Below are 16,135 nucleotides of genomic sequence, written 5' to 3' on the forward strand. Positions count from 1 at the left end.
TAAATGGCATTGAGTCGAAAGCGGTATGAAGGTCAGCTTCACAATCGCCGCATGTCATCCGATCTCTTTCCCGCCATTGCCGCGTTCGCACGCGTCGCGCATCACGCCAGCTTCACCCGGGCCGCGGCAGAGCTCGGCGTGTCGCCGTCGGCGCTGTCCCAGACCCTTCGCATGCTGGAAAGCCGGCTCGGTGTACGGCTGCTCGACCGGTCGACGCGCCGCGTAGGCGTGACCGAGATCGGCCAGCGATTTCTGTCGGACGCGCGGCTCGGGCTCACGGCCCTCGAAGCCGCCGTCGAGGCGGTGAACGAAAGCCGCGAGAAGCCCACCGGCCTGCTGCGCCTGAACCTTTCGCGCACGGCCGCCGACATCCTCGTGATGCCGCATCTGGTCGCGTTCACCGACGCGTACCCGGCCATCACGCTGGAGTTGAATTGCGACAACGCCTTCATCGACCTCATCGGCAACGGCTTCGATGCCGGCATCCGGCTTGGCGAGAACCTGGCGCAGGACGTGGTGGCCGTTCCGCTGAGCGGCCGGCAGCGCATTGCAACCTTTGCCGCGCCGCAGTACCTGCAGGATCGTATGGCGCCGCGCACACCCGACGACCTGAAGGACCATCGGTGCCTCAATGCGCGGTTGGGCGACAGGATCTATCGCTGGGGGTTCTCGCACAAGGGCCGCGACTTCGACATCGAAGTGCCCGGCCCCTTGGTGACCAACGATGGTGAGATTCTTCTGGCGGCGGCGCGCGCCGGTGCCGGCATTGCCTGCGCGTTCGAAGCGCAGGTGCAGGACGACCTCGCCGCTGGCCGGTTGATGCCCTTGCTCAAGCCCTGGTGGCCGACTTTTCCCGGCTTCTGCCTGTACTACCCGAGCCGCGTGCACATGCCGCGCAAGCTGCGGGTGTTCATCGACTTCATGCAACAGCGCTTGAACGGCTGAGCGCATCACCCCATAACCGCAGGCCTACCCCACCTCAGCTATCGTCCACCCCATGACTTCCTCCCTTCGCCTCGGTTGGCGCACCCTCTGGCGCGATCTGCGCGCTGGCGAGCTGCGGCTTCTCATCGTTGCCGTGCTGCTCGCGGTCGCCGCGCTCACGGCCGTCGGTTTCTTCGCCGATCGGCTCAAGGGCGGGCTGCAGCGCGATGCGCGTCAGCTGCTCGGCGGCGATGCGGTGCTGGCCAGCGACAACCCGACGCCACCGGCCTTCCTCGAGCGCGCACGGTCGCTCGGCCTGGACGCCACGTCGACCTACGGCTTCCCGACCATGGCCCGCGCCTCCGAGGAGCAGGGCGGGGCCAGCAAGCTGGTGTCGCTCAAGGCGGTGACCACCGGCTACCCGCTGCGCGGCAGCGTGCAGGTCGCGACCACGAGCGACGGCCCCGGCCAGTCCACACGGGACGTGCCGGCGCCGGGCGAAACCTGGGTCGACGCGTCGCTGCTCGAATCGCTGGGCCTGAAGGTGGGCGACATGCTGCTGCTGGGCGATGCCGGCCTGCGCGTGTCGCGCGTGATCACGCTGGAGCCTGACCGGGGCGGTGGCTTCGCGAGCTTCTCGCCGCGCGTGATGCTCAATCAGGCCGACGTGGCGCGCACGGCGCTCGTGCAGCCGGCCAGCCGCGTCAGCTACCGTTTCGCCGTGGCCGGCGACGACCGGGCGGTAAAGAGCTTCAGCGAATGGACCGAGGCAGCGCTGAAGAATGGCGACCTGCGTGGCGCGCGGCTCGAGTCCCTGGAAAGCGGCCGGCCCGAGATGCGCCAGACGCTCGACCGTGCCGAGAAATTCCTCAACCTGGTGGCGCTGCTCGCGGCGCTGCTGAGCGCGGTGGCCGTGGCGCTGGCGGCGCGCGGCTTCGCGGCCAGCCACCTCGATGACTGCGCGATGCTGCGCGTGCTGGGCCAGAGCCAGCGCACGATTGCCGGCGCCTACGCCTTCGAGTTCTTCATCGTCGGCCTGGTGGCGAGCGGGTTGGGCGTGGCGATCGGCTTCGGCGTGCATTACGCCTTCGTACTGCTGCTGGCCGGTCTGGTCGAAACGGCGCTGCCCGCGCCCACGCTGTGGCCGGTGGCCTTTGGCCTGGGCATGGGGCTGGTGCTGCTGTTCACTTTCGGGCTGCCGCCCGTGCTGCAGCTCGCGCGCGTGCCGCCGCTGCGCGTCATCCGGCGTGATGTCGGCGGGCTCAAGCCGGCCTCGCTCGCGGTGCTGGGCATTGGCGCGCTGGGCTTCGTCGCAATGCTGCTGGCGGCCAGCAGTGACCTGAAGCTGGGGCTGATCGCGGTCGGCGGCTTCGCGGGCGCGGTGGCGGTGTTCGCGGTGCTGAGCTGGGTCGCGGTGAAGGTGCTGCGCCGCAGCGTCAATGAGACCACGGCGCCCCGCTGGCTCGTGCTGGCCACGCGGCAGATCTCGGCGCGGCCGGTGTACGCGGTGGTGCAGGTCAGTGCGCTGGCCGTCGGCCTGCTGGCCCTGGTGCTGCTGGTGCTGCTGCGCACCGACCTGGTGTCGAGCTGGCGCCGCGCGACGCCGCCCGACGCGCCCAACCGCTTCGTCATCAACGTGATGCCCGACCAGAGCCAAGCTTTCCAGAAGTCGCTGCGTGATGGCGGTGTCGCCAAGTTCGACTGGTACCCGATGATCCGAGGTCGCCTGGTCGCGATCAACGACAAACCCGTTTCGCCCGACGACTACACCGAGGACCGCGCCAAGCGCCTGGTCGACCGCGAGTTCAACCTGAGCAACAGCGCCGAGGCACCGCCGCACAACGGCATCACCGCCGGCGCCTGGAAGCCCAATGCACCGGGCGAGGTCAGCGTGGAAGACGGCCTGGCCGAGACGCTGGGCCTGAAGCTGGGCGACACGCTGCGCTTCGACATCGGCGGCATCCAGAACGACGCGCGCATCACCTCGCTGCGCAAGGTCGACTGGGGTTCGCTGCATGCCAACTTCTTCGTGATGTATACGGTGGCCGAGCTGCCCGACGTGCCGGTGACCTACATGGGCGCCTTTCGCGCGCCCGAGACCAAGGGCTTCGACAACGCGCTGGTGCGCGCCTACCCGAACGTGACCAACGTCGACATGAGCGCGACCATCGGCCAGGTGCAGCGGGTGCTCGACCAGGTGATCCGCGCGGTGGAGTTCCTGTTCGGCTTCACGCTCGCGGCCGGCCTGGTGGTGCTGTTCGCTGCGGTCACGGCCACGCGGGAAGAGCGCGCCCGCGAATTCGCGGTGATGCGTGCGGTCGGCGCGCGCGCGTCGCTGCTGCGGCAGGTGCAGCGTGCCGAGTTGGCGGGCGTCGGGTTGCTGGCGGGCTTCCTCGCGAGCATCGCCGCGTCGGCCATCGGCTGGGGCCTGGCGCGCTATGTGTTCGATTTCACCTGGACGGCGTCGCTGTGGGTGCCGGTCGCCGGCGCGCTGGCCGGCGCGGTGCTGGCGCTGGCGGCCGGCTGGTGGGGCTTGCGCGAGGTGCTGCGCCGGCCGGTGGTAGAAACGCTGCGCCGCGCCGCGGAGTAGCGCTCACCCCGAGGTCACCCTATGCAGATTCAAGAGAAAACCCCCTTCGCCACACCCTTCGAATGGATCGGCGGCGAGCCCAAGGTGCAGGCGCTGGTCGACCGCTTCTATGACCTGATGGAACTGGAGCCCGCGTACGCGCAACTGCGTTCGGTTCATGGCAACACGCTGGACAACGCGCGCCAGCGCCTGTTCTGGTTCCTGTGCGGCTGGCTGGGCGGTCCTCAGCATTACACCGACCGCTTCGGCCACCCGATGCTGCGTGCCCGCCACCTGCCGCAAAGCATCGGCGGCCACAGCATCGGCATCCGCGAGCGCGACGAGTGGCTGGCCTGCATGGACCAGGCGATGGGCGAGACCGGGGTGCCCGACGACCTGCGCGCGCGACTGCGCGATTCCTTCTTCCAGACGGCGGACTGGATGCGCAACCGGGGCGGGTAAGGCTCAGCGCCCCACCGGCGCCAGCAGCACCACCAGCGCCCCTGCGCCACCTTCGGCCGGCTTGGCCTGCACGAAAGCCAGCACCTCGTTCTTCTGGATCAGCCAGCGCTGTGTCTTGGTCTTCAACACCGGCTGCTTGCCGGGTGAACCCAGCCCCTTGCCGTGGACCACGCGCACGCAGCGCATGCCGTGCTTGTGGGCCGTGCGGATGAAGTTGCCCAGGGCATCGCGGGCCTCGTCGCTACGCATGCCGTGCAGGTCGAGCTGGCGCTGGATCGACCATTCGCCTGCGCGCAGCTTGCGCGTGATTTCGGTGCTGATGCCGGGGCGCCGGAAGCTCATGGCGTCGTCGACGTCGAGCAGCGTGGTCACGTCGAACTCATCGGACAGCGATTCGCGCAGCACGCGCTGCTCGTCGAGCTGGTGCTGCACCGGAATGGGGGCGGGCGGCTCGGGCGACAGCGGCACCGCCGCCGGCCTGCGCAGCGGCTGCGTGGCGCCGATCGCGCGCGAGAACAGGTCGCGCTCGGCCAGGCGTTTTTGCTCGGCGGCGGCGCGCGCGGCCGCAGCGGCTGCTTCGCGCGCGCGGGTTTCCGCCAGCGTGTGCTGCACCTGCTTGAGGTCGGCCAACGTCTTGAGTGCAGTGGGCTTGTTTGCCATTCAGATCAATCCTCGCTGCGCCATCGACAGCGTCTTTCCGGCGCCGACGATCACATGATCGAGCACACGCACATCGACCAGCGCCAGCGCGGTCTTGAGCGTCTGCGTGAGCGCCTCGTCGGCGCGCGAGGGCTCGACGCCCCCGCTCGGGTGATTGTGCGCCAGCACCACCGCCGCGGCGTGGTGGTGGAGCGCGCGCACCACCACTTCGCGGGGGTATACGCTGGTCTGGGTCAGGGTGCCGCGAAACAGCTCCTCAAGCACGATCAGGCGGTGCTGCGCGTCGAGAAAAAGCACGGCGAAGATTTCGTGCGAACGCGCGGCCAGGTGCAGCTGCAGATACTGGCCGACCGCATCGGGCGAGTCGAACACGGCGCGTTCGCGCAATTGCTGTGCCATGGCGCGGCGCGCCAGTTCGAGCACCGCCACCAGTTCGGCCCGCTTGGCCGTGCCACCCAGGCCCTTGATCGGCTTCAGGTCGTCGGGTTGCGCATGCAGCAGGCCGGCGATGCCGCCGAAATGCGCCAGCACCTCGGCGGCCAGCACCAGCACGTTCTTGCCGGGCAGGCCGGTGCGCAGCAGCAGCGCCAGCAATTCGGCGTCGCCCAGCGCACCGGCGCCTCGCGCGATGAGTTTTTCGCGCGGGCGCGCGTCTGCCGGCAGGTCTTTGAATGCCATTGCTGCGGCGGGCTGTGCCCGTCCTCCCTAAAATGGCCTCCAGTTTATCGGGACGCCCACTTTGTCTTTGCCTTCGACCCCTGCCGTGGTTTCACCCGGCGCCTTTCTCACGCTGCACTACCGGCTGGCCGGTCCTGCGGGCGACATCATCAACACCTTCGCCGAAAAGCCTGCGACGCTGTCGCTGGGCACCGGCGAGCTGTCGCCGGCCGTCGAGCAGCGCCTGATGGGGCTGGAGGAGGGCACGCGCGCCACTTTCGACATTCCGGCTGGTGAAGCCTTCGGCGACCGCAACCCCGACATGCAGCAATGGGTCGCCAAGACCCTGCTGGCCAAGATGGGCGACCCCGACGAACGCTATGCGGTCGGCGACGTGGTGCAGTTCCCCACGCCCGACGGCCTGGGCAGCTATGCGGGCGCGGTCATCGCCGCCAACGACACCGCCGTTCAGTTCGACTTCAACCATCCGCTCGCAGGCCAGCCAGTGACCTTCGAGGTTCAACTGATCGGCGTGTTGTGAGCGAGTCCGGCGTCAGCGAGATTCTGCTTGCCGAGCCGCGCGGCTTCTGCGCGGGCGTGGACCGCGCCATCGAGATCGTCGAGCGCGCGCTGGCCAAGTTCGGCGCGCCCATCTACGTGCGCCACGAGATCGTGCACAACACCTACGTCGTCAACGAGCTCAAGTCCAAGGGCGCGATCTTCATCGAGGATCTGGCCGAGGTGCCGCCCGGCGCCACGCTGATCTTCAGCGCGCACGGCGTGAGCAAGGCTGTGCAGGAAGAAGCGCATGCGCGCGGCTTCGAGGTGTTCGACGCCACCTGCCCGCTGGTGACCAAGGTCCACGTCGAAGTGGCCAAGCTCGCCAAGGAAGGCTTCGAGTTCATCATGATCGGCCACAAGGGCCATCCGGAAGTCGAAGGCACGATGGGCCAGCTCTCCAGCGGCATCCACCTGGTCGAAGACGTGGCCGACGTGGCGCGCGTGCAGCCGGGCCAGAGCGACAAGCTGGCCGTGGTCACCCAGACCACGCTGTCGGTCGACGACGCGGCAGAGATCGCCGCGGCCGTGCGCGCACGCTTCCCGAAGATTCGCGAGCCCAAGCAGCAGGACATCTGCTACGCCACGCAGAACCGCCAGGACGCGGTCAAGATCATGAGCCCGCAGGTCGACATCCTGATCGTGGTCGGCAGCCCGACCAGCTCCAACAGCAATCGCCTGCGCGAGCTGGCGCAGCGCCTGGGCACCGACAGCTACATGGTCGACTCGGCCGAAGAATTGAGGCCTGAGTGGTTCGAGGGCAAGTCGCGCGTGGGCCTGACGGCCGGCGCGTCGGCGCCCGAGGTGCTGGTCGACGAAGTGATCGACCGCGTGCGCGCGCTCGGCGCGGTGTCCGTGCGCAAGATGGACGGCATTCAGGAAACGACCAAGTTCCCGCTGCCCAAGGGCCTGAAGCTCGACGACCAGTCGCTGCCAGGGCATATTTCGTGAACGGCGACGGCATGACCCCCTCCATCCACCCCGCATCGAATCCAGCACCAGCAGCCGACTGGCATGCCGATGCCCAGGCGGCCGCGCAACGCATCGCCGCGGGCGCGCCTGGCTTCCTGCGCGAGACGCCGCTGTGGAAGCTGTCCCCCGCCACCTTCGGCCTGGCGCTCGCGCCCGGCGTCGAGCTCTGGCTGAAGCTGGAGCACCTGCAGGTCGGTGGCAGCTTCAAGGCGCGCGGCATGATGAACCGCCTGCTGGCCCACGACATTCCCGCCAGCGGCGTCGTGGTGGCGTCCGGTGGCAATGCTGGCATCGCCACGGCGGCCGCGGCCCGCGCCCTGGGCGTGCGCTGCGAGGTGTTTCTGCCCGGCGTTTCGCCCGAGGCCAAGCGTGCCAAGCTGCGCGCGCTGGGCGCGCAGGTCACCGTGGTCGGCGAGATGTACGCCGAGGCGCTGGCCGCTTGTCTTGCGCGCCAGCGCGATTCGGGCGCCTTGCTAACGCACGCCTACGACCAGCCCGAAGTGGTGGCCGGCGCCGGCACGCTGGGCATCGAGATCGAGGCCCAGGGCGGGTTGCCCGACACGGTGCTCGTGAGCGTGGGCGGCGGCGGCCTGATCGGCGGCCTGGCCGGCTGGTTCGGTGAGCGCAGCCGCGTTGTCGCGTTGGAGCCCGAACGCGCGCCCACGCTGTACCGTGCCCGCGAGGCCGGCGAACCGGTGGACGTCGACGTCAGCGGCGTGGCGGCCGACTCGCTGGGCGCGCGCCGCATCGGCGACATTGCCTGGCAGGTCACCCAGGAGCATGTGCGCGATGCATTGCTGCTCGACGACGATGCGATCCGCGCCGCCCAGGTGTGGCTGTGGAAGGAAATGAAGCTGGGCGTGGAAGCCGCTGCGGCGCTGCCGCTGGCTGCGCTGCAGACCGGCGCCTACGTGCCGCGCGCGGGCGATAAGGTGTGCCTGATCGTGTGCGGTGCCAACGTGGACCCTGCCACGCTTCAGTGAGATCGGCCAGGAGCGGGGAGAGCGGCGCTTGCGCCGCCTAAAATCGCGGCATGCTCGACATCACCCTGCTCCGCAAAGACCTGGCTGCCGCCGTCGCCGGCCTGGAAAAGCGCAAGAAAAACCAACCCTACCTCGACGTCCACGCCTTCACGGCACTGGAGTCCGAACGCAAGATCCTGCAGACCCGCACCGAGGAACTGCAGGCGCGCCGCAATGTGCTCAACAAGCAGATCGGGCCGCTGAAGGCCAAGGGCGAGGCGGGCGCTGCCGAAGTGCAGGCGCTCATGACCGAGGTCAACGCGCTGAAGGCCGAGCAGGAATCGCAGTCCCGCCGACTGGAAGCGATCCAGCCCGAATTGCACGCGTTGCTCCTGGCCGTGCCCAACCTGCCGCATGCCAGCGTGCCGCTTGGCGAAGACGAGACGGGCAACGTCGAGATGCGCCGCTGGGCACCGCAGGGTGGGGCTGGCGCGTCGGCCACGCCGCTGGCTTTTACGCCGAAGGACCACGTCGATCTGGGCGCCCCCCTGGGCCTGGACTTCGAGATGGGCGTCAAGCTGACCGGGTCGCGCTTCACCGTGATGAAGGGCCCGATCGCCAAGCTGCACCGTGCGCTGTCGCAGTTCATGATCGACCTGCAGACCGAACGCCACGGCTACACCGAGTGCTATGTGCCGTACATCGTGAACGCGGCCACGCTCAGCGGTACCGGCCAGCTGCCCAAGTTCGAAGGCGATCTGTTCGCTGCCAAGAAGGGCGGGCAGGACGGAGAGCCTGCGCCCGACCATTCGGCGCTGTACCTGATTCCGACGTCCGAAGTGCCGCTGACCAACTTCGTGCGCGACGAGGTCGTGCCCGAGGCGCAGTTGCCGATCAAGCTCACGGCGCACACGCCGTGCTTCCGCTCGGAGGCGGGCAGCGCCGGCCGCGACACGCGCGGCATGATCCGCCAGCACCAGTTCGACAAGGTCGAGATGGTGCAGATCGTGCATCCGGAGAAGAGCTACGAGGCACTCGAAGCCATGACCGGCCATGCCGAGGCCGTGCTGCAGGCGCTGGAGCTGCCGTACCGCGTGGTGCTGTTGTGCACCGGCGACATGGGTTTTGGCGCGACCAAGACCTACGACCTCGAAGTCTGGCTGCCAGCGCAGGACACCTACCGGGAGATCAGCTCGGTGTCGAACTGCGAGGCGTTCCAGGCGCGTCGTCTGCAGGCGCGCTTCAAGAACGCCCAGGGCAAGAACGAACTGGTGCACACGCTCAACGGTTCGGGCCTGGCCGTGGGCCGCGCGCTGGTGGCTGTGCTGGAAAACCACCAGAACGAAGACGGATCGATTCGCGTGCCGGTGGCGTTGCGCCCCTACCTGCGTGGCGTGGAAATCCTCAGCGCCTGAAGAAATTTTGCGGCAACGCTGAAAAATCCTCTATAATCGAAGGCTCGACAGACACCGGAGAGGTGGCAGAGTGGTCGAATGTACCTGACTCGAAATCAGGCGTACTAGCGATAGTACCGAGGGTTCGAATCCCTCCCTCTCCTCCAGTTAAAGTACCCCACATGCTGGGGTATTTTTTCGTCTGCGTTTTCGTCTGAATTTGTTGCGGGCGCGGCGACTCCCCATCCTTCACGCGGCAGCCCGAGCCATGCCTGGGGCGTCCGCACCAGGTACGCAATGAACGATCGTTCTTCGTCTTTCGCCCTGCACGGCCCTTCTGCATTGGCCGGCCGCACGACCGCCCCCGAATCTGCGGACGAGGCCGAATCCTGGGTCCGCGGCGAGATGATCCGCAGTCTCATGCGGTTGTCGCGCGGCTCTTATCTCGTGGCTGCGGCGTTGATGCCTGCCATTGCCGGGCTGAGCTGGGGCTATGTGCCCGCATGGCAACTTCTGGCCTGGCTCGCGTTGGGCTGCGTTGCCACCTGCTTGCGCATGTGGGGCATGCGCCGCTATGCGCAAAAGTACGCCGATCAGGACTCTGCCGCGCAGCAGCACTTCGTCGACCACTACAGCATGCTCTGGAGCGCCAGTGCGGTGCTTTGGGGCATGTCGGTGCTGCTCTTCTTCGAGCGTGTGCCATTGGCCAACCAGTACATGAGCTGGTTGATCGTGGCCGGCGTGGCCACCTTTCCGCTGAACGGGCTGGCGCTGTATCCGCGCCTGCTGCAACGCTATGTGAACGTGCTTTTCAGCACCATGCTGCTCGCGGTGATTTTCCGGCTGGCGCAGCGTGGCTTCGACACGCCGCATTCCCACTATGTGTTTCTGCTGCTGCCCACGCTGCATTGGGGACTGTTGCTGCGCGCCGGCCGTCGGGTGCATGAGACCACGCGCAACAGCTTCGAGCTGCTCTTTCACAACCACATCCTGATCAAGTCGCTCACGCAGCAGCGCCAGGCGGCCGTGGCGGCCGTCGCCATGAAGAACCGCTTCCTGGCCAGTGCGGCGCACGACATGCGCCAGCCGGTGCTGGCGCTGTCGCTCTATGCGGACTGGCTGCGCAACGAGCCCGACCTGGTGCACGAAATCGCGCCGAAGATCGTGCGTGCCACCCATGCGGTCAATGCGCTGTTCGATTCGCTGTTCGACCTGGCGCGCATCGACGCGGGCCAGGTCAAGCTGCGCATCGAAGCCGTCGATGTCAGCCAGCTGCTGCGCGACCTTGAGCTGCAGTATCGGCCGGTGGCTCAGGCCAAGGGCCTGCAATTTCGCGTGCATGTAACGCCGGGCACCGTCATGACCGATCCGATCCGCGTGCGCCGCATGATCGGCAACCTGCTGGCCAATGCCATCAAGTACACCGAGCGCGGCGGCGTGCTGCTGGCGTCGCGCCAGACCGCCAACGGCCTGTGCGTCGAGGTCTGGGACACGGGCATCGGCATTGCGCGTGAGCACCTCGGCGACATTTTTCTCGAGTTCTACAAGGTGGCCGACCACTCGGGCACATCGGATGGCTTCGGCCTGGGGCTGGCGATCGTCAGTCGCCTGTCGCACGCGCTGGGCCATCCGGTGACGGTGCGTTCGCAGCCCGGGCGAGGCAGCATGTTCCGTGTGGCGCTGGTCGACGCCGACGAGTCGCAGGCACGCGTTTCGAGCGCCATTGGCTAGCCGCCGCGCGCTCCCGGCGCTCAGGAGTTCGACAGCAGCCCGTGGTTGCGTGCGTGGTGCAGGGCCTGCGTGCGGCTCTTGACGCCCAGGCGGCGGAACAGGCGCCACAGGTGCACTTTCACCGTGTGCTCGCTGATGTCCAGTTCGGTGGCGATGTCGCGGTTGCTCATGCCACGGTCCAGCATGGCGATGAGCTGGGTCTGGCGCTTGGACAGCTTGCTGCTGGCTGCCATTGCTTCGTCGCCTTCGTTGTCGGCCATCAGAAGGCCCCGCAGTGCGGCGGCGAGTTCGGCCGCGCTGGCGGATTTCTCGATGTAGGTGTCTGCACCCGATTCGATGCAGGCCTCTTCCATGTCGGCGGCCGGCGAGGCCGAATACACGGCGATCGGGATGCCCGGATAGGCCTGCTTGACGCGCACCACGCCTGAACATTCGGTGGCGTCGGGCAGCTTCAGGTCGAGGCAGAAGAGGTCGGGTGCGCCGTGTTGCTTGACGGCGGCTTCCAGCTTGTCGAGACGATCGAGTTCGACGATGTTTTCCGACGGCTTGAGGCGGCGCAGGACCATCACGATGGCATCGCGCATGAGGGGGTGATCGTCGATGACGTAAATGCTCATGATTTATGGCTCTTTTTCAGATGGCGCTGGGGGCTGCTGCTGAGGTTGCTCGAACGGGCGGGTTCATTGTCCCGGTGCGGGTTCGGCGAAGGCTTCCAGGGCCTCGGCTGCAGCCTGAAGTCCGGCATGGTCGAGAGGTTCCAGCTGGGCGCCCAGCGCAGCCAGGCCCGCACCGCGCTGTTCCTGAAGGGCCGCGATGGCGCGGCCGGCTTCCTGCGGCGTGGCAAAGCCCTTGCTTTGCAGCAGCAGCGTGCCGCGTGCATCGTTGAGCTTGAAGTAGAACTGGCCGTCGCGCTCGCGGTATTGCTTGAAGCTCGGCCTGGCGACCTTGGCCGCCTTGGCGCTGGCGCTGCCCGCGTCCTGCGCAGCCAGGTTGCGCAGGCCGACCGCATGGCGCAATTCGCCGATGAAGGGGCGGGCGATGGCCCGCGCCTTCTCGGCACCGGCCAGCAGGATTTTCTCCAGGCGCGCCGGATCGGCGAGCAGCGATTCGTAGTGCGCGCGCATCGGCGCGATCTCGCGATCGATGCGCTCGAACACCGCCTGCTTGGCATCGCCCCAGCCGATGCCGTCCGCGAAGGCGCGGCGCAGCGATTCGGTTTCTTCGGGCTCGGCAAACGCCTGGTAGATCTGGAACAGGGCCGATCCTTCGGTGTCCTTGGGTTCGCCGGGCGCGCGTGAATCGGTCACGATGCTGCCAATGAGCTTTTGCAACTGCGCCCGGGGTGTGAACAGCGGGATCGTGTTGTTGTAGCTCTTGCTCATCTTGCGCCCGTCGAGACCGGGCAGGGTGGCCACCGCCTCGTCGATCTCGGCTTCGGGCAGCGTGAAGTGCTCGCCATAGAGATGGTTGAAGCTCTGCGCCATGTCGCGCGCCATCTCGATGTGCTGGACCTGATCGCGGCCCACCGGCACCTTGTGCGCGTTGAACATCAGGATGTCGGCGCCCATGAGCACCGGGTACATGAACAGGCCGGCCGTGACGTCGGCGTCGGGGTCCTCGCCCCGGGCCACGTTCTTGTCGACCGAGGCCTTGTAGGCATGGGCGCGGTTGAGCATGCCCTTGCCGCTCACGCAGGTCAGGAACCAGGTGAGCTCCGGTATTTCGGGGATGTCCGACTGGCGGTAGAAAGTCACCCGCTCCGGGTCGAGCCCGCACGCCAGCCAGCTGGCGGCGATCTCGCGCGTCGAGCGTTGCACGCGGGCCGGTTCGCCCACCTTGATGAGCGCGTGGTAGTCCGCAAGGAAGTAGAAGCTCTGCACGCCAGGCTGGCGGCTGAAACGCACCGAATGGCGCACCGAGCCGACGTAGTTGCCCAGGTGCGGCGTGCCGCTGGTGGTGATGCCGGTGAGGACGCGGACGGGAGCAGGGGAAGGAATGGCCATGGGAAAAAGAAACTCAGCCCATCAGGGCAGTCAAGGGAGTGATCAGCAGGCGGATGGCGCGGTAGCCGAGTGCCATGAGCGGGCTCAGCCAGTAGGTGCTCACGATGCCCGCGATCACCAGGCCCATCACGATGAAGAAGCCAAAGGGCTCGATGCGCGCGAGCAGGGTCTGTGCGCCGCCGCGCGGCAGCAGGCCCGCCAGCACGCGGCCGCCGTCGAGCGGTGGCAGCGGAAAGAGGTTGAACGCCCACATGACGAGGTTGACGAGCACCCCGCCCTGCGCCATCTTGATGAAAAAGGTCTCTTCGATACCGGACGCTACCAGGGCCACCAGCAGCAGGGCCCAGCCGATGGCCATGGCGAAGTTCGATCCTGGGCCGGCGAGTGCCACCCAGATCATGTGGCGCTTGGGGTTGCGCAGCATCCCGAAGTTGACTGGCACCGGCTTCGCGTAGCCGAACAGGAAGGCGCCCGAGGTCGCGAAATAGAGCATCAGCGGCATCAGGATGGTGCCCACCGGATCGATGTGGCGCATCGGATTGAGCGTCACCCGCCCCATCCGGTAGGCCGTGTCGTCGCCGAAGTAGCGCGCCGCGTAGCCGTGGGCCGCTTCATGGACCGTGATCGCGAAGATCACGGGCAGCGCATAGATCAGGACCGTTTGAATGAGATTGGAAATATCCACGCGTCGATTGTGTCAGACGCACACCGGCGTTCGCTTACAGGCCCAGCACGGTGAGCGCGCCGCGGCCTTCGCGAATGAGCGTGGGTTCGAGCCCGGTGGCCAGTGGCGTGAGGTCGACCACGGTGGTGGGCTCCAGCGGGCAGGCGCCGGCATCGACCACGCCACCGATGAGCTTTTCGAAGCGCGCGCGGATTTCCTGCGCGTCATTCATCGGGGCGGTCTCGCCCGGTGCGATCAGCGTGGTTGCCAGCAGCGGCGCACCATGCAGCGCCAGCAGTTCGCTGAGTACGCGGTGGTCGGGCACGCGCAGGCCGATGGTCTTGCGCTGCGGATGGCTCACGCGGCGCGGCACCTCCTTGGTCGCCTCCAGGATGAAGGTGTAGGGCCCCGGTGTCGCGGCCTTGAGCAGGCGGTACTGCTTGTTGTCCACGCGCGCATAGTTGGCGAGCTCGCTCAGGTCCCGGCACAGCAGCGTGAGGTGATGCTTGTCGTCGACCTGACGGATGCGCCGCAGCTTGTCGACCGCGTCCTTGTCGTCGAGATGGCAGACCAGCGCATAGCTGGAATCGGTAGGAACGGCGATGACTTCGCCGCGTTCGAGCAGCGCCACGGCCTGCTTGAGCAGCCGTGGCTGCGGGTTCTCTGGGTGGACTTCGAAAAACTGTGCCATAGGTGTCTAGGTGGGGGCGAGCAGCCTGAAAGCAATCCGCTCGCGGGGATTTCAGGCCTCGGCGGGCTCGATGGGCACGCGGCGCTCGCGCACGGTCAGCCAGGCGCCGGCCGCGCCGCACAGCGCGATCAGCCCCATGCCGGCGAGCGACACGGCGTCGGGCACGTGCGAAAACATGATCCAGCCGCCAAGCATGGCGAACCCGATCTGCGCGTACAGGTAGGGCGTGAGGGTGGAGGCGGGTGCCCGCTGAAAGGCCAGGATCAGCAGGAAATGACCCACCGTTCCCATGAAGCCCATCAGGCACAGCAGCGCCCACCAGTGCCAGGACGGCAATGTGCTCCAGACGAAGGGCAGGGCGCACGACGCGATCAGCGTACCGACCCAGCCGGTGTAGAAGTGCATCGTCAGCGGGTTCTCGGTTTGCGCGAGCTTGCTGGTGAGGACCTGAAACCACGCGTTGGTCAGCACCAGCCCGGCCGGCAGCAGCACTGCCCAGCTGAAGGCGCCGCCGCCCGGCCGCAGGATGACCAGCGTGCCTGCGAAGCCGCCCGCCACCAGCGTCCACCGCAGCGGCGAGACCTGCTCCTTGAGCACCGTGGCGGCCAGCAGCGTGACTGCCAGCGGCCCCATCAGCACGATGGCGGTGAATTCCGGCAGCGGCATGTAGCGCAGGCTCAGGAACGCGAAGATGCTGGTCGCCAGCAGCAGCGCGCCGCGCAGCACGTGGTAGCGCGGATGCGCGGTGCGCAGCAGCGACGTGCCATGCAGGGGCAGCAGCACGACCGAGGTGGCAACCGCCTGGAAGGCGTAGCGGAACCACACGCCCATCAGAATCGGCACCGCCGTGACGGACACCTTGGTGGCGGTGTCGAGCGTGGAAAAGCAGGCGACCGCCAGGATCACCAGCCCGATGGCCGCAAGAATGCGTTCGGACGCCAGGTCGCGCGTGCTGACGACCGCTGCGCGTTCGACCTCGGGCGTGCCGCTCACTGGATGCGGTCTTCGAGCAGTTCCCAGACAGGAGTGAGCGTGCCGGGCAGCAGGGGCAGCTTGCCCAGGTCGACGTGGCTTTCGTCGGGGCTGTGGAAGTCGCTGCCGCGGGAGGCCGCAAAGCCGAACTCGATGGCCTTGTCCGCATACTCGATGTATTCCGCGGGCGCATGGCTGCCGGTCACGACCTCGATGGCGCGGCCGCCATGGGCCTGGAATTCGGTGAAGAGCGCGTATTCCTCGTTGGGCGTGAACTTGTAGCGCCCGGGGTGAGCGATCACGGCGATGCCTCCGGCGTCGGTGATCCAGTGCACCGCGTCCTTGAGCGATGCCCAGCGATGCGGCACGTAGCCCGGCTTGCCTTCGGTCAGGTACTTGCGAAACACTTCCGCGGTGTCCTTGCACACGCCCGACTCCACGAGGAAGCGCGCAAAGTGGGTGCGCGAGATCAGTTCGGGGTTGCCCACGAACGTCAGGGCACCGTCGTAGGCACCCTCGATGCCCACCTTGGCCAGGCCCGCCGACATTTCCTGCGCCCGCACGCCGCGGCCGCCGCGCGTGGCGATCAGTCCGTCGCGCAGGCCCGCGTCGTCGGGGTCGAAGCCCAGGCCGACGATGTGCACCGTTTCATTGGCGAAGGTGACCGAGATTTCGGCGCCGGTGAGGTACTTCATGCCCGCTGCATGAGCAGCGGCGCGCGCCCGGTGCTGGCCGCCGATTTCGTCGTGATCGGTCAGCGCCCAGAGCTCGACGCCGTTGCCGGCCGCGCGCACGGCCAGTTCCTCGGGGGTGAGGGTGCCGTCGGAGACGACGGAATGGCAATGGAGATCGGCGTTGAGTATGGAGGGCACGCACCCATTTTAGGACGTATGCCCCAATGGTGCAGGAGGCGGGC

At 67.5% G+C, this 16,135-nt stretch carries 16 protein-coding genes and 1 tRNA gene; 9 read left to right on the forward strand and 8 right to left on the reverse strand.

Annotation, left to right across the window (positions count from 1 at the left end; genetic code table 11):
• Positions 1-51 precede the first annotated feature (51 nt).
• From J2W36_RS00710 to J2W36_RS00720, 3 genes are read left to right on the forward strand one after another with little or no spacing between them, the layout of a single operon-like run.
• Entirely contained in the window at positions 52-945 is an 894-nt protein-coding gene (locus tag J2W36_RS00710; RefSeq protein ID WP_307687734.1) for a LysR family transcriptional regulator, read from the forward strand.
• Between the two features lie 52 nt (positions 946-997).
• On the forward strand, positions 998-3,514 hold the full coding sequence (locus tag J2W36_RS00715) for an ABC transporter permease (RefSeq protein WP_307687735.1): 2,517 nt from the start codon (positions 998-1,000) through the stop codon (positions 3,512-3,514).
• A gap of 21 nt (positions 3,515-3,535) precedes the next feature.
• Positions 3,536-3,955, forward strand: a complete 420-nt coding sequence (locus tag J2W36_RS00720) for a group II truncated hemoglobin (protein WP_307687736.1) — start codon at positions 3,536-3,538, stop codon at positions 3,953-3,955.
• 3 nt (positions 3,956-3,958) lie between these two features.
• Here J2W36_RS00720 and J2W36_RS00725 read toward each other — a convergent pair whose 3' ends face one another.
• Positions 3,959-4,615, reverse strand: a complete 657-nt coding sequence (locus J2W36_RS00725) for a Smr/MutS family protein (protein WP_307687737.1) — start codon at positions 4,613-4,615, stop codon at positions 3,959-3,961.
• A complete protein-coding gene (gene radC, locus J2W36_RS00730; protein ID WP_307687738.1) occupies positions 4,616-5,293 on the reverse strand; it encodes a RadC family protein in 678 nt (225 codons plus the stop codon). It lies immediately after the preceding gene.
• A gap of 61 nt (positions 5,294-5,354) precedes the next feature.
• On the opposite strand from radC, the gene J2W36_RS00735 reads away from it, so the two are divergent.
• The 6 genes from J2W36_RS00735 (at position 5,355) to J2W36_RS00760 (ending at position 10,889) form a co-directional block, all read left to right on the forward strand.
• On the forward strand, positions 5,355-5,813 hold the full coding sequence (locus J2W36_RS00735; RefSeq protein ID WP_307687739.1) for an FKBP-type peptidyl-prolyl cis-trans isomerase: 459 nt from the start codon (positions 5,355-5,357) through the stop codon (positions 5,811-5,813).
• Complete coding sequence (gene ispH, locus J2W36_RS00740; protein WP_307687740.1) at positions 5,810-6,781, forward strand: 4-hydroxy-3-methylbut-2-enyl diphosphate reductase; 972 nt, start codon at positions 5,810-5,812, stop codon at positions 6,779-6,781. Before J2W36_RS00735 ends, ispH begins: the two co-directional genes overlap by 4 nt.
• A gap of 11 nt (positions 6,782-6,792) precedes the next feature.
• Positions 6,793-7,785 carry a threonine/serine dehydratase gene (locus J2W36_RS00745; protein ID WP_307687741.1) on the forward strand — a complete coding sequence of 331 codons (993 nt, stop codon included), beginning with the start codon at positions 6,793-6,795 and terminating at the stop codon, positions 7,783-7,785.
• Positions 7,786-7,835: 50 nt separating this feature from the next.
• Positions 7,836-9,179 carry a serine--tRNA ligase gene (gene serS / locus J2W36_RS00750; RefSeq protein WP_307687742.1) on the forward strand — a complete coding sequence of 448 codons (1,344 nt, stop codon included), beginning with the start codon at positions 7,836-7,838 and terminating at the stop codon, positions 9,177-9,179.
• A gap of 56 nt (positions 9,180-9,235) precedes the next feature.
• Positions 9,236-9,325: transfer RNA gene (locus tag J2W36_RS00755), tRNA-Ser, on the forward strand.
• 130 nt (positions 9,326-9,455) lie between these two features.
• Positions 9,456-10,889 (forward strand): sensor histidine kinase, encoded by a 1,434-nt coding sequence (locus tag J2W36_RS00760; RefSeq protein ID WP_307687743.1) that lies wholly within the window; start codon positions 9,456-9,458, stop codon positions 10,887-10,889.
• A gap of 20 nt (positions 10,890-10,909) precedes the next feature.
• On the opposite strand, the gene J2W36_RS00765 is transcribed toward J2W36_RS00760, so the two are convergent.
• From J2W36_RS00765 to J2W36_RS00790, 6 genes are all read right to left on the reverse strand, one after another.
• Positions 10,910-11,506: a response regulator transcription factor gene (locus tag J2W36_RS00765; RefSeq protein WP_307687744.1), complete on the reverse strand. Its 597-nt coding sequence runs from the start codon at positions 11,504-11,506 to the stop codon at positions 10,910-10,912.
• A 63-nt stretch (positions 11,507-11,569) separates the two neighbouring features.
• Positions 11,570-12,892, reverse strand: a complete 1,323-nt coding sequence (locus tag J2W36_RS00770; RefSeq protein WP_307687745.1) for a tryptophan--tRNA ligase — start codon at positions 12,890-12,892, stop codon at positions 11,570-11,572.
• Positions 12,893-12,905: 13 nt separating this feature from the next.
• The gene (locus J2W36_RS00775; protein WP_307687746.1) at positions 12,906-13,577 is read right to left on the reverse strand and encodes a site-2 protease family protein; all 672 of its coding nucleotides are present in this window, start codon (positions 13,575-13,577) and stop codon (positions 12,906-12,908) included.
• A 34-nt stretch (positions 13,578-13,611) separates the two neighbouring features.
• Entirely contained in the window at positions 13,612-14,247 is a 636-nt protein-coding gene (locus J2W36_RS00780) for an L-threonylcarbamoyladenylate synthase (RefSeq protein WP_307687747.1), read from the reverse strand.
• A 51-nt stretch (positions 14,248-14,298) separates the two neighbouring features.
• Positions 14,299-15,240 carry a DMT family transporter gene (locus tag J2W36_RS00785; RefSeq protein ID WP_307687748.1) on the reverse strand — a complete coding sequence of 314 codons (942 nt, stop codon included), beginning with the start codon at positions 15,238-15,240 and terminating at the stop codon, positions 14,299-14,301.
• Positions 15,237-16,091: a 3',5'-nucleoside bisphosphate phosphatase gene (locus tag J2W36_RS00790; RefSeq protein WP_307687749.1), complete on the reverse strand. Its 855-nt coding sequence runs from the start codon at positions 16,089-16,091 to the stop codon at positions 15,237-15,239. Before J2W36_RS00790 ends, J2W36_RS00785 begins: the two co-directional genes overlap by 4 nt.
• Positions 16,092-16,135 lie beyond the last annotated feature (44 nt).

The sequence above is a fragment of the Variovorax ginsengisoli genome, from assembly GCF_030811835.1.
GTDB lineage: Bacteria > Pseudomonadota > Gammaproteobacteria > Burkholderiales > Burkholderiaceae_C > Variovorax > Variovorax ginsengisoli_C.